Annotated in this window: 12 protein-coding genes; 5 read left to right on the top strand and 7 right to left on the bottom strand. The window is 73.3% G+C overall.

Going from position 1 to position 12,148, the window contains the following annotated elements; genetic code table 11:
* Nucleotides 1-46 precede the first annotated feature (46 nt).
* Nucleotides 47-1,660: a flavin monoamine oxidase family protein gene (locus tag ISOVA_RS03615; RefSeq protein ID WP_013837897.1), complete on the top strand. Its 1,614-nt coding sequence runs from the start codon at nucleotides 47-49 to the stop codon at nucleotides 1,658-1,660.
* 74 nt (nucleotides 1,661-1,734) lie between these two features.
* Here ISOVA_RS03615 and guaB read toward each other — a convergent pair whose 3' ends face one another.
* Nucleotides 1,735-3,249 (bottom strand): IMP dehydrogenase, encoded by a 1,515-nt coding sequence (gene guaB / locus ISOVA_RS03610; RefSeq protein ID WP_013837896.1) that lies wholly within the window; start codon nucleotides 3,247-3,249, stop codon nucleotides 1,735-1,737.
* A gap of 141 nt (nucleotides 3,250-3,390) precedes the next feature.
* A complete protein-coding gene (locus tag ISOVA_RS03605; protein ID WP_013837895.1) occupies nucleotides 3,391-4,485 on the bottom strand; it encodes a MerR family transcriptional regulator in 1,095 nt (364 codons plus the stop codon).
* A gap of 215 nt (nucleotides 4,486-4,700) precedes the next feature.
* Between ISOVA_RS03605 and ISOVA_RS03600 the strand changes: the two genes are divergently transcribed.
* Nucleotides 4,701-4,991, top strand: a complete 291-nt coding sequence (locus ISOVA_RS03600) for a WhiB family transcriptional regulator (RefSeq protein ID WP_013837894.1) — start codon at nucleotides 4,701-4,703, stop codon at nucleotides 4,989-4,991.
* Between the two features lie 100 nt (nucleotides 4,992-5,091).
* On the opposite strand, the gene groES is transcribed toward ISOVA_RS03600, so the two are convergent.
* Complete coding sequence (groES, locus tag ISOVA_RS03595) at nucleotides 5,092-5,385, bottom strand: co-chaperone GroES (protein WP_013837893.1); 294 nt, start codon at nucleotides 5,383-5,385, stop codon at nucleotides 5,092-5,094.
* Nucleotides 5,386-5,588: 203 nt separating this feature from the next.
* On the opposite strand from groES, the gene ISOVA_RS03590 reads away from it, so the two are divergent.
* On the top strand, nucleotides 5,589-6,827 hold the full coding sequence (locus tag ISOVA_RS03590; RefSeq protein WP_013837892.1) for a class I SAM-dependent methyltransferase: 1,239 nt from the start codon (nucleotides 5,589-5,591) through the stop codon (nucleotides 6,825-6,827).
* A 47-nt stretch (nucleotides 6,828-6,874) separates the two neighbouring features.
* Nucleotides 6,875-8,029, top strand: a complete 1,155-nt coding sequence (locus ISOVA_RS03585) for a glutamate--cysteine ligase (protein ID WP_013837891.1) — start codon at nucleotides 6,875-6,877, stop codon at nucleotides 8,027-8,029.
* 85 nt (nucleotides 8,030-8,114) lie between these two features.
* Here ISOVA_RS03585 and tsaD read toward each other — a convergent pair whose 3' ends face one another.
* On the bottom strand, nucleotides 8,115-9,173 hold the full coding sequence (gene tsaD, locus ISOVA_RS03580) for a tRNA (adenosine(37)-N6)-threonylcarbamoyltransferase complex transferase subunit TsaD (protein ID WP_013837890.1): 1,059 nt from the start codon (nucleotides 9,171-9,173) through the stop codon (nucleotides 8,115-8,117).
* A gap of 102 nt (nucleotides 9,174-9,275) precedes the next feature.
* On the opposite strand from tsaD, the gene ISOVA_RS03575 reads away from it, so the two are divergent.
* Complete coding sequence (locus tag ISOVA_RS03575; protein WP_013837889.1) at nucleotides 9,276-9,893, top strand: malonic semialdehyde reductase; 618 nt, start codon at nucleotides 9,276-9,278, stop codon at nucleotides 9,891-9,893.
* Nucleotides 9,894-9,986: 93 nt separating this feature from the next.
* Here ISOVA_RS03575 and ISOVA_RS03570 read toward each other — a convergent pair whose 3' ends face one another.
* The 3 genes from ISOVA_RS03570 to tsaB are packed head-to-tail and all read right to left on the bottom strand — an operon-like array spanning nucleotide 9,987 to nucleotide 12,138.
* Nucleotides 9,987-10,859, bottom strand: coding sequence for a sulfurtransferase (locus ISOVA_RS03570; protein ID WP_013837888.1), 873 nt, complete (start codon nucleotides 10,857-10,859; stop codon nucleotides 9,987-9,989).
* Nucleotides 10,856-11,398 (bottom strand): ribosomal protein S18-alanine N-acetyltransferase, encoded by a 543-nt coding sequence (rimI, locus tag ISOVA_RS03565; protein ID WP_013837887.1) that lies wholly within the window; start codon nucleotides 11,396-11,398, stop codon nucleotides 10,856-10,858. Before rimI ends, ISOVA_RS03570 begins: the two co-directional genes overlap by 4 nt.
* The gene (gene tsaB, locus ISOVA_RS03560) at nucleotides 11,395-12,138 is read right to left on the bottom strand and encodes a tRNA (adenosine(37)-N6)-threonylcarbamoyltransferase complex dimerization subunit type 1 TsaB (protein WP_013837886.1); all 744 of its coding nucleotides are present in this window, start codon (nucleotides 12,136-12,138) and stop codon (nucleotides 11,395-11,397) included. The genes rimI and tsaB overlap by 4 nt, the downstream gene beginning before the upstream one ends.
* Between the last annotated feature and the right edge of the window lie 10 nt (nucleotides 12,139-12,148).

Raw genomic sequence — 12,148 nt, 5'->3', positions numbered from 1 at the left:
GGGGACCGCCGTCCGTCAGGCCGAACGACAGGAGAGGTGGTAGCCCGTGGTCACCGAGAAGAGCCCGTCCGGCGTCTCTCGCCGCAACTTTCTCCAGGCGGTCGGCGTCGGCTCGAGCGCCGGCGTCATGTTCGCGACGATGGGGGCGATGGGCCTGGCGCCGACCGCCGCCGCCCAGCCGCCGAGCACGTCGTGGGTCGCCCCGCTGCGCAGCGACTTCACGCTGACCGGCCGCGCAGCCAGGAAGGTCGTCGTCGTGGGCGCCGGCCCGGCCGGCCTCGCGTCGGCCTACGAGCTGCAGAAAGCCGGCTACCAGGTCACGGTCCTCGAGGCGCGGCACCGCCCGGGCGGCCGCACGCTGACGATCCGCGGCGGCGACTCCGAGACCGACGTCGACGGCGTCACGCAGACCGCGCGGTTCGACGACGGCGTCTACATGAACGCGGGCGCCGCCCGCATCGCGCAGTGGATGGTCACCATGGACTACATCCGCGAGCTCGGCGTGCCGTACGAGGTGTTCACCAACATGAACGCCGACGCCTACATCTACAACGAGCGCTCGGGCGCGACCCCGGGCAACCCGATCCGCAACCGCACGGCCAAGGCGGACCTCTTCGGCTACGTCTCCGAGCTGCTGACGCTCGCCACGAACCAGGGTGCGCTCGACCAGGAGCTCACGGCGGAGGACAAGGAGAACCTGCGCTCGTTCCTGCGCAGCTGGGGCTCCCTCCAGCCCGACGGCCGGTACCGGGGCGGCAACAACCGCGGCTTCGAGGTGTACCCCTCGGCGTGGAACGAGCACGGCACGCCGCTGCCCGGTCCCGGCACGGTGTCCGAGGTGCTCGCCTCGCGCGTCGGGCAGTACTTCCCGTTCGAGCTGAACTGGGAGCAGGCCATGCTCATGTTCCAGCCCAAGGGCGGCATGGACACGATCTACCGCTCCATGGTCGAGGCCATCGGCAAGCAGAACGTGAAGTTCCGCTCACCCGTGACCGGCGTCGAGAACACGGCGAGCGGCGTGCGGGTCACCTACACCGCGAGCAACGGGCACGCCCGCCAGATCGAGGCCGACTTCGCGATCGTCGCGGCGCCGCCCTTCGTGATGCGCCGGTGGTCGAGCAACTGGGGGCCCGACGTCGACGCCGCGCTCGGGGAGTTCACGGCCGGCTCGCCCGCCGGGAAGATCGGGCTCCAGTACGCGTCCCGGTTCTGGGAGGACGACCACCGGATCTTCGGCGGCATCACCGAGACCGACATGGACCTGTCCAAGATCTGGTACCCGTCGTACGGCTACGGCGAGCGCAAGGGCCTCGTCATCGGCTACTACAACACCGGCGCGAACGCGCGCGCGTACGCGGACATGACGCCGAAGCAGCGCGAGCTGCGCGCCGTCGAGCAGGGCGTGAAGATCCACGGCGAGAAGTACCGCACCGAGCTGGAGAGCTCGTTCTCGATCGCCTGGCACAAGGTCCCCTACATCGAGGGCGCGTGGGCCTTCCCGAACACGCAGTCCGCGGGCTTCAAGCTCCTGCAGCAGGGCGCGGGCAACGTCTACTTCGCCGGCGACTGGATGTCGGAGATCTCCGCGTGGCAGCACGGCGCCTTCTGGTCCGCGCGGTACGCGGTGCAGGCGCTGCACACCCGCGTCATGACGACCTGACCCGCACGCGGCGCGCACGCACGAGGCCCGGCCCTCGCCCTCTCGTCGGGGGCGGGACCGGGCCTCGGCGCGTCTCAGGAGACCTTGTAGTTCGGGGCCTCGACGGTCATCTGGATGTCGTGCGGGTGGCTCTCCTTGAGCGAGGCCGACGTGATCCGCACGAACCGGCCCTTGGCCTGCAGCTCGGGGATCGTGCGCGCGCCCACGTAGAACATCGTCTGGTGCAGGCCGCCCACGAGCTGGTGCGCCACGGTCGACAGCGTGCCCTTGTACGGCACCTGGCCCTCGACGCCCTCGGGGACGATGAGGTCGTCGCTCGTGACCTCGGCCTGGAAGTAGCGGTCCTTGGAGTACGACTTCTTGCCGCGCGACGACATCGCGCCCATCGAGCCCATGCCGCGGTAGGCCTTGTACTGCTTGCCGTTGACGAGGATCGTGTCGCCCGGCGCCTCCTCGGTGCCGGCGAGCATCGACCCGAGCATGACGGACTCGGCGCCGGCGACGATCGCCTTGCCGATCTCGCCCGAGTGCCGCATCCCGCCGTCGGCGATGACCGGGATGCCCGCGGGCTTCGCCGCGAGCGACGCCTCGTACACCGCCGTGACCTGCGGGACGCCGACGCCGGTCACGACGCGCGTCGTGCAGATCGAGCCCGGGCCGACGCCCACCTTGATCGCGTCGGCACCGGCGTCGACGAACGACTGGGCGCCCTCGCGCGTCGCCACGTTGCCGCCGATGACCTGGACGTGCCGCGTGGCGGGGTCGGTCTTGAGGCGCCGGACCATGTCGATGAGCAGGCGGACGTTGCCGTGCGCGGTGTCGGCGACGAGCACGTCGACGCCGGCCTCGATGAGCGTCGTCGCGCGCAGCCAGGCGTCGCCGAAGTAGCCGATCGCGGCGCCGACCATGAGGCGGCCCTGGCCGTCCTTGGAGGCGTGGGGGAACTGCTCGGACTTCACGAAGTCCTTGACGGTGATGAGGCCGGCGATGCGGCCCTCGTCGTCGACGAGCGGCAGACGCTCGAGCTTGTGCTTGCGCAGCAGCGCGGTGGCGTCCTCGCGCGAGATGCCGGCCCGGCCCGTGATGAGCGGCTGCGGCGTCATGACCTCGGAGACCTTCGTCGTCGCCCACTCGGCCACGGGCGTGAAGCGCAGGTCGCGGTTGGTCACGATGCCGATGAGCCGGTCGTCGGCGTCGACCACGGGGAAGCCGGAGATGCGGTACTCGCCCGCGAGCTTGTCGAGCTGCTCGAGCGTCGCGTCGGGGCCGATCGTGACCGGGTTGGAGATGATGCCGGTCTGCGTCCGCTTGACGAGGTCGACCTGGTACGCCTGGTCCTCGATCGACAGGTTGCGGTGCAGCACGCCGAGCCCGCCCTGACGCGCCATCGCGATCGCCATGCGCGACTCGGTGACGGTGTCCATCGCCGCGGACACGAGCGGCACCTTGAGCGAGATCTCGCGCGTGAGGCGCGACGTCGTGTCGATCTCCGAGGGCGCCAGGTCGGAGTACCCGGGAAGGAGGAGGACGTCGTCGTAGGTGAGCCCGAGGAAGCCGAAGGGGTCGTGCTGCGGGGTCGAGGCCGTCATGACAGGAGTCTACGTTCCCGGGCCGCCGCCTATTCCCGGCCTCCGCGCCTTGGCAGAGCTCAGCAGAGCCCGCTGTCGGCCGAGGCTGCGGTTCCGCTGCGGGCGAGTGCCTCGCCCCTCACCCTCCGCTGCACCTCCGCCTCAGCCGACGACGGCGAGCACCTCGTGCAGCAGTCCTGTGAACGACCTCACACGCTGGACCGTCGGCGCGAGGGGCAGCTCGCTCGCCGCGTCGTCGCGACGGAGCCCGACGAACATCGGCAGCTCGGGGAACCCGTCGTGCACGGCGCGCACGACGTCGAGGTCCGGGCGCCGCTGCGTCGTCGCGAGCACGACGGCGGCCGGGCGCACCATGGTCACGAGCTCGAGCGACCGGTGCGTGCTGGCCGGGCCCGTGACGATGCGGGCCGTGGCGCCCTTGGCCGCGAGCGCCGCCGCGAGCGCGTGCGCCGAGAGCGGGACGACCTCCTCGGGCGCGGCGAAGATGAGCACGATCTTGCGCATGCGGCTCGGGTGGTTGGGCGGCGGCCCGCCCGCCGCGACGACGGCCTGCTCGTGGTCCTCGGTGAAGTCGCGCAGGGCCTGCAGCGCGGCCGTCGCGAGCACCACCTCGGGGACCGCTCCCGGTCCGGCGAGCACGGTCCGCTGCGCGACGCGCTGCCACGCCGGCTCGACGAGCTGGGTCCACCACACCGCCGGGTCGCCGTGCGCGCCCAGCCGCAGGAGGTCGTCGCACCGGGCCTGGTCGTAGGCGATCGCGGCGTCGACGACGTCGGACACGCGCGCGGACGCGCTGCCGGGCGACGACGGCGCGGGCGTCTGCGCGGCGAGTCCGCCCGCTCCCCCGCCGGGCAGGGCGCGCAGGTGCGCCCGGCCGGGACGCGGCTCCTCGGCCGGAGCCGAGCTGCCGTCGTCGTCGGCACGGGGGGTCTCGGCGGCCTGCGTCGCGGACTCGAGCTCCTCGACGTCGGCGTCGAGCGCGGCGCGCGCCGCGTCGACCGGCGCCACGCCCTCGAGGGTGAGCCGTCGCATGACGAGGAGCCGCGCCACGTCCTCGGGCGTGTACCGGCGGTGGGAGCCCGCGGTCCTGCCGGACGGTCCCAGACCGTAACGGCGGTCCCACGTGCGCAGGGTTGCCGGTGCGACGCCCAGGCGCCGCGCGACGGCCGCGACGGCGAGCCCTGGGCTCGCCGTCCGGGACCCGCCCGACGTCGACACGGGTCGGGAAGGGGTCATGGCTCGATTCTGCCCAGGGGTGACGCATGCCGCCACCTCGACGGCCCGACGCGTCCGGAACCCGTGGTGGGACCGCGGCAGAACCTCTTCATCCCGCGCGCACAACCGCGTCATCATCGCGCCACATGCGTGTCATCGGCGCACGAACGATCAGTTCACGATCGTTTTCCGGCGGAGGGTTGAACAACCTCTGCACAACTTGTAGGTTGTTCGACATGACGGAGATCTCGAGGCTTCCCGGGCCGGTGATGGAGCTGTGGGAGTGGCAGTACCAGGGAGCGTGCCGAGACGCGGACGACACCCTGTTCTTCCACCCCGAGGGTGAGCGCGGGTCGACCCGCCGCCGCAGGGCGGAGGCGGCCAAGGCGATCTGCTACACCTGCCCCGTGATGATGCAGTGCCGTGAGCAGTCGCTGCGCGTCCGCGAGCCGTACGGCGTGTGGGGCGGCCTGAGCGAGGACGAGCGCGCCGCGATCCTCGCCGGCCGCGACAAGAAGGCCGTCTGAGACAGCGCGAAGGCCCCGCACCGACGAGGGTGCGGGGCCTTCGTGATTCGTCGGGACGTCAGCCCGGGCGTGAGCCGGGGCGACGGCCCGAGAGCTCGAGTCAGACGACGACGGCGAGGATGTCGCGCGCCGAGAGCACCAGGTACTCCTCGCCGCCGTACTTCACCTCGGTGCCGCCGTACTTGCTGTAGATGACCTTGTCGCCGACCTTGACGTCGACCGGGATGCGGTTGCCCTTGTCGTCGAACCGGCCGTCGCCGACCGCCAGGACCTCGCCCTCCTGGGGCTTCTCCTTGGCGGTGTCCGGGATGACCAGGCCGGAAGCGGTCGTGGTCTCGGCCTCGATGGCCTTGACGACGATCCGGTCCTCGAGCGGCTTGATGGGGACCGACACGTCGGACCTCCTCTTTCGCTGTGACTGTGCGTGCGTGGACTAGTCGCGCCCGGAGGCTGGCCGTCGTCGCGGGTGCCGGCACAGCGCGCGTGCGCTACAACAAATCTAGGCATCGCGTTAGCACTCCGGCAAGTCGAGTGCCAGCACCACCTGTCAGAAAGGTGGTGGGCCAGGGCCCACCACCTTTCTGACACGATGGCGGGATGGATCGCGCGACGCTGAGCAAGCTGCTCAGCCCCGACGGCTGGGCCCTGCTCGGCGCCCTCCCCCCGTACGACGAGAAGACCGCCATGGCCCTGGCGACCCGGCTGCGCGACGCCGGCGTCGACCCCGACCTCGCCGCCGCGGCCCTGACGCAGACCCGGCTGCGCGCCAAGGCACGCACCAAGCTCGGCGACTTCGCCGACGGCATGCTGTTCACGCCCGACGGCGTCGAGCAGGCGACGCGGCTCGTGGTCGCCGCGACCCACGCCCGCCGCTACCTCGGCGCGGGCGTCACCAAGGTCGCCGACCTGACGTGCGGCGTCGGCGCGGACGCCCTGGCCTTCGCCGGGGTCGGGCTGCAGGTGCTCGCGGCCGACGTCGACGAGGTCACCGCGGCGCTCGCGACCGTCAACCTGCGCCACTTCCCGGAGGCCGAGGTGCGGCACGCCGACGGCCTGTCGCTCGACCTCGTCGCGGAGGGCGTCGACGGCGTGTACGCGGACCCGGCGCGCCGCACGCGCGGCGGGCGGCGGATCTTCGACCCCCGTGCCTACGCGCCGCCGCTCGACGCGGTGTGGGCGCTGCGCGACGAGGTCCCCGCGGTCGGCATCAAGGTCGGCCCCGGGATCCCGCACCAGGGCCTGCCCGCCGACGCCGAGGCGCAGTGGGTCTCGGTCGACGGCGACGTGGTCGAGGCCGGCCTGTGGTTCGGCCCGCTCGCGCCCGCGGGTCCGGGCAGGTCCGCGCTCGTCGTGCGCACCTCCGGGGACGGCACGCCGGGCGGGTCGCGCACCGCGACGCGCGTGCTGCGGGCCGCGCCCGACGACGCGGAGCTCGTGCCCGACGTCGGGCCCGTCGGCGCGTACCTCTACGAGCCCGACGGCGCGGTCATCCGCGCCGGGCTCGTGGCGCACGCGGCCGCCGAGCTCGGGGGCCGCCTCGTCGACCGGACCATCGCCTACGTGACGACCGACGCCCCGGCGGACGCGCCGTCGTCGGGACCCGCGATCGCCACGGGCTACCGTGTGCTCGACGTCCTGCCGTTCAACCTCAAGCGGCTCAAGGCGTACCTGCGCGAGCGCGGCGTCGGGCGCCTGACGATCAAGAAGCGGGGCACCGCCGTCACGCCCGAGCAGCTGCGGGCCCAGCTGTCGCCCAAGGGCGATGCGGCCGCGACGCTCGTGCTGACGCGCGTGAACGGTGCCCAGCACGTGCTCGTCGTCGACCCCCTGGGATAGCGCACGCACCGGGCGCACGGCGCGCCGCGCCGTGGAAGCATGGCCGCATGGTGCTGGAGTTCGCCCGGTCGGAGCGCTCGACGGTGGGCCTCGAGTGGGAGCTCGCGCTCGTCGACGCCGACTCGGGCAACCTGCGCCAGGTGGCACCCGCCGTCATCGACGCGCTCGGCGCCGAGCTGCAGGAGGGCCGGGTCAAGCCGGAGTTCCTGCGCAACACGATCGAGGTCATCAGCGACGTGTACCGGACGGTCGGCGAGGCGGTCGAGGACCTCGAGGAGGGCATCGCCGCGATCCGCGCCGTGACCGACCCCATGCGCGTCGAGCTCATGTGCGCGGGCACCCACCCGTTCGCGCACTGGTCGCAGCAGAAGGTGACGGACAAGCGGCGCTACACGACGATCCTCGACCGGGCGCAGGTCTGGGGCCGGCAGATGCTCATCTACGGCGTCCACATGCACGTCGGCGTCGAGGACCGCGACAAGGTGCTCCCGATCGTCAACGCGATGCTCGTCTACGTGCCGCACCTGCAGGCGCTGTCGGCGTCGTCGCCGTTCTTCGGCGCGGACGACACCGGCTACGCGTCGATGCGCGCGCTGCTCTTCCAGCAGTTGCCGACCGCCGGGCTGCCGTACCAGTTCCGCACCTGGGCCGAGCTCGAGCGCTACGTCGACGACATGCTGCGCACGGGCGTCATCGACGAGTTCAACGAGGTGCGCTGGGACGTGCGGCCCGCGCCGCGCTTCGGCACGGTCGAGGTGCGGGTGTGCGACGGCGTGTCGAACGCGCGCGAGCTCGGCGCCCTCTCGGCGCTCGTGCACTGCCTGGTCGAGCACCTGTCGACCCGGATCGACGCCGGCGAGACGCTACCCACCATGCCCCCGTGGTACGTGCACGAGAACAAGTGGCGCGCCGCCCGCTACGGCATGGACGCGATCATCATCCTCGACGACGAGGGTCGCGAGGAGCTCGTGACCGACGCCGTCGAGCGCCTCCTGGGCGAGCTCGAGCCCGTCGCCGAGCGGCTCGGGTGCGCGACCGAGCTCGGTCACGTGCGCGAGATCGTGCGCACCGGCGCGTCCTACCAGCGCCAGCGCGCGGTGGCCGCCGCGCACGGCGGCGGCGCCGACGGGCTCGAGGCGGTCGTCGCCTCGCTCGTCGCCGAGCTGCGTGCCGGCCACCCGCTCCCCGCCCCCGCGAGGTAGCGCCCGTTCCCGCGAGGTAGCGCTGCGCGGCGCGAGGTAGCGCGGCCTGCGCGCTACCTCGCCGGACCGAGCGCTACCTCGGCGATCAGACGGTGATCGTCGTCAGCGGCATGGAGGAGTCGACGGGGATGTCGAGGTCCGACGGCGGCAGCCCGGCGCGCACGACGGCGGACCCGAGCGCGGCGACCATCGCACCGTTGTCCGTGCACAGGCGGATGGGCGGGATGCGCAGCTCGATCCCCGCCTCGGCGCAGCGCTTGGCCGCCATCTCGCGCAGCTGGCTGTTCGCGGAGAAACCGCCGCCGATGACGAGGGTGCCGACGTCGTGCTGGCGGCAGGCCGCGATCGTCTTCGCGGTGAGCACGTCGGCGACGGCCTCGGCGAACGAGGCCGCGACGTCGGCGACGGGAACCTCGCGCCCGGCGTCGACGCACGACTCGACCCACCGGGCCACCGCCGTCTTGAGCCCGGAGAACGAGAAGTCGTACGCGTGCTTCTCCTGGTCCTTCGGCGCGGTGAGGCCACGGGGGAACCGGATCGCCTCGGGGTCGCCCTCGCGCGCGAGACGGTCGACGTGCGGGCCGCCGGGGTACGGCAGCCCGAGCAGGCGCCCGACCTTGTCGAACGCCTCGCCCGCCGCGTCGTCGAGGGTCGAGCCGAGCTCGGTGACGTCGGTCGCGATGTCGTCGACGAGCAGCAGCGAGCTGTGCCCGCCCGAGACGACGAGCGCCATGCTGCGCTCGGTGAAGGGACCGTCGACGAGCTGGTTGACCGCCGCGTGCCCGATGACGTGGTTGATCCCGTAGAGCGGCTTGCCGAGCCCGATCGACAGCGCCTTGGCCGCGGACGCGCCGATGGTCAGCGGCCCGACGAGGCCCGGGCCGGCCGTGACGGCGATCGCGTCGACCTCGGAGAGGTCGACGTCCGCCTCGCCCAGGGCCCTGCGGATCGTGGGGACCATCGCCTCGAGGTGGGCGCGGCTCGCCACCTCGGGGATGATCCCGCCGTAGCGCGCGTGCTCGTCCATGGAGGATGCGACGGCGTCGAACAGCAGCTCGTCGCCGCGGACGAGCGCGACGCCCGTCTCGTCGCACGAGGTCTCGATGCCGAGGACCAGAGGGTCCCCGCCGGTCGGATCAGCCATGGCCCCCATTCTCCCCCACGCCGCGCGACGGGTCCGCACGCGTGAGGGACGTCACGGTTGAACGTGGAATCATGCACACGCATGGAGTGGTTGCGAGCAACCATGACGACCCTGATCGAGACCGCGCCCCTCGCCATCGCCGAGGAGGCCGCCGACGTCATCTTCCGCACCGCCCGCACGACGTCGCGGTGGACCGACGCCGAGGTCACCGACGCGCAGCTCGAGGCCGCGTGGGACCTGGCCAAGATGGGCCCGACCGCGATGAACACGCTGCCCCTGCGCATCCTCGTCGTGCGATCGCCCGAGGCCAAGGCCCGCCTCGTGGCCCACATGGCCGACGGCAACAAGGCCAAGGTCGAGGCCGCCCCGGTCTCCCTCGTGCTCGCGGCGGACCCCGCGTTCCACGAGCACCTCGACACCCTCTTCCCCGCGTACCCGGGCATCCGCGAGCAGCTCGCGCCCGCCGTCGAGACCCGTGAGCAGATGGCCCACGCCAACGCGCACCTGCAGGCGGGCTACCTCATCGTCGCGCTGCGCGCCGTCGGGCTGGCCGCCGGCCCGATGAACGGCATGGACGCCGCGGGCGTCGACCGCGAGTTCTTCGCCGAGACGGGCTGGAGGTCGTTCCTGATCGTCAACGTCGGCGTGGCCGACGGCGAGGGCTCGCCGTACCCGCGCAACCCGCGCCTGTCGTTCGACCAGGTCGCGCGCACGGTCTGACGCGCGAACGCTGTGGGCATGATTTCTGGCCCGCTTCGTCCGGATGATCCGGACGAAGCGGGCCAGAAATCATGCCCACAGCGCTATCGGGAGCTACGGGCGGGCGCCCGTCGCGACGGGGCGGCCCGGGTCGTTGGACCACTGCGACCACGAGCCCGGGTAGAGCGCGGCCCCGACGCCGAGGGTCGCGAGCGCCGCGACCTCGTGCGCCGCGGTCACGCCCGAGCCGCAGTACACCCCGACCGGGGCCCCCGGCTCCACGCCGAGCTCGCTGAAGCGCTCGCGCAGGGCGTCGTCGCCGAGGAAGCGTCCGTCGTCGGACAGGTTGTCCGTGGTCGGCGCGCACAGCGCCCCCGGCACGTGGCCCGCGCGCGGGTCGACCGGCTCCACCTCTCCGCGGTACCGCTCGGCCGCGCGCGCGTCGAGCAGCACGCCGTACCCGGGCAGCTCGGCCGCCTCGTCGGCCTCGATCACCGGCATGTGGCCCGGCCGGGCGACGAGGTCACCGCGCGCGTGCGTCACCTCACCGACCTCGAGCGGCAGGCCCGCGCGCTCCCAGGCCGCGAGGCCGCCGTCGAGGATGCGCACCTCGCGGTGCCCGAAGTACCGCAGCAACCACCACGCGCGCGCGGCCGACGTGCCGGAGACCGCGTCGTAGACGACGACGCGCGAGCCCGAGCGCACGCCCCAGCGCCGCGCGGCCTCCTGGAAGGACGCGGCGGACGGCAGCGGGTGGCGCCCGAGCGCTGGCGAGGGCGACGCGGACAGCTCGGTCTCGAGGTCGACGTAGACCGCGCTCGGCAGGTGGCCCGCGAGGTACTGCCTGTGCCCGTCGGACACCCCGAGCGCCCACCGCACGTCGAGCAGCACGGGCGCCCCCTCCGCCGGGTCGGGCCCGTCGCCGAGGTGCAGGTCGGCCGCGAGGTGCCCGACGTCGACCAGGATCTCGTCGCGTGGTGTGCTCATGCCGCGTCCCCCTGGGGTGCGTCGGGCCCGGGCCGACCGTGCCCGGAGGCCGACAGGTCGAGGCGCATCGTGTACGCGTCCTTGTCCTCGGGCTGGTAGTAGCGCCTGCGCAGGCCGATCTGCTCGAAGCCGAACGCCCGGTACAGCGCCAGGGCCGGCTCGTTGTCGACCCGCACCTCGAGCAGCACCGCGCTCGCGCCGAGCTGGCGCGAGCGGTCCACGAGCGCGCGCAGCAGCTCGCGCCCGACGCCGAGGCGCTGGTACTCGGGGTCGACGCCGATCGTCATGACCTGGGCGACGTCGCCGTCGAACCAGAGGCCGGCGTAGCCGATGACCGGGCGGCGCCCCGCGCCGTATCGCATGGCCTCGGGTCCCGCGAGCTCGGCGACGACGTACCAGCGACCGAGCCCGGCGAGCTCGTCCGCGAGCATGCCGTAGGTCCATGCGCCCGCCCCGAAGAGGACCCGCTCGAGCTCGAGGACCCGGTCGAAGTCCGCGCTCCGCAGCGGGCGCAGGCGGAAGCGCGGCTGCTCGCTCACGGCGCTCCTCCGGCCGCGGGCAGCACCCGCTTGACGCCCGCCGGCTCCTGGACGTCCGGGCGCCGCAGGTACAGCGGCTCGGTGGGCAGGTCCTCGCCCGCGGCGCGGCGCGCGAGGGCGACGCGCGCCAGGATGGTCGCATCGGGCACGAGCGGCGCGTCCTCGGCGACCGGCAGCTCGTCGGCGTAGAGCGCCGCGCCCTCGCCGACGACGACGAGGCGCCCGCCCGGCTCGGCCGGCGGCGCCCCGAGCTGCGCCGCGGCGACCTCGGCCGCGCGGGCGACGTCGGGCCCGGCGAGCGTCTCGACGACGGGCACGCCGTGCGCGCCCTCGTGCGCGACGACGCGGTAGCGGGCCCAGTAGACCTCCTTGCGGCGAGCGTCGGTCGCGGCGAGCACCTCGTCGCCGGGCGCCAGGCCGAGGTCCGCGACCGCCTGGACGGCGAGCGCGTCGATGCTCGGGACGCCGAGCACCTCGATCCCCAGGCTCAGCGCGAGCGTCCGCGCGGTGACGAGCCCGACGCGCAGGCCCGTGAACGGCGCCGGTCCGGTCCCGGCCACGACGGCGGTGAGGTCGGTGCGGTCGAGCCCCGCCTCGTCGAGCACCGCGGTGATGAGCGGCGCGAGCGACTCGGCGTGGCGCCGCCGCTCGTCGGAAGCGCGGGCGGCGAGGCGACCGCCGTCGTCGCCGGTGAGCGCGACGGTGACGGCGGCGGACGTGTCGAGAGCGAGAACTGCCACGCGCCAAGCC

The sequence above is a fragment of the Isoptericola variabilis 225 genome (assembly GCF_000215105.1).
In the GTDB taxonomy this organism is placed as follows: Bacteria; Actinomycetota; Actinomycetes; order Actinomycetales; family Cellulomonadaceae; genus Isoptericola; species Isoptericola variabilis_A.
Note: the sequence above shows the minus strand (reverse complement) of the source record. Positions and strands in the feature narration are given on the sequence as shown.

What these genes read in the sequence shown, in the direction of transcription:
- ISOVA_RS03585 (WP_013837891.1), top strand. Translation starts at nt 6,875, where the DNA reads ATGGTGCTGGAGTTCGCCCGGTCGGAGCGCTCGACGGTGGGCCTCGAG.
- ISOVA_RS03605 (WP_013837895.1), bottom strand. Translation starts at nt 4,485, where the DNA reads ATGACCCCTTCCCGACCCGTGTCGACGTCGGGCGGGTCCCGGACGGCG.
- guaB (WP_013837896.1), bottom strand. Translation starts at nt 3,249, where the DNA reads ATGACGGCCTCGACCCCGCAGCACGACCCCTTCGGCTTCCTCGGGCTC.
- ISOVA_RS03570 (WP_013837888.1), bottom strand. Translation starts at nt 10,859, where the DNA reads ATGAGCACACCACGCGACGAGATCCTGGTCGACGTCGGGCACCTCGCG.
- tsaD (WP_013837890.1), bottom strand. Translation starts at nt 9,173, where the DNA reads ATGGCTGATCCGACCGGCGGGGACCCTCTGGTCCTCGGCATCGAGACC.
- ISOVA_RS03600 (WP_013837894.1), top strand. Translation starts at nt 4,701, where the DNA reads ATGACGGAGATCTCGAGGCTTCCCGGGCCGGTGATGGAGCTGTGGGAG.
- ISOVA_RS03590 (WP_013837892.1), top strand. Translation starts at nt 5,589, where the DNA reads ATGGATCGCGCGACGCTGAGCAAGCTGCTCAGCCCCGACGGCTGGGCC.
- ISOVA_RS03575 (WP_013837889.1), top strand. Translation starts at nt 9,276, where the DNA reads ATGACGACCCTGATCGAGACCGCGCCCCTCGCCATCGCCGAGGAGGCC.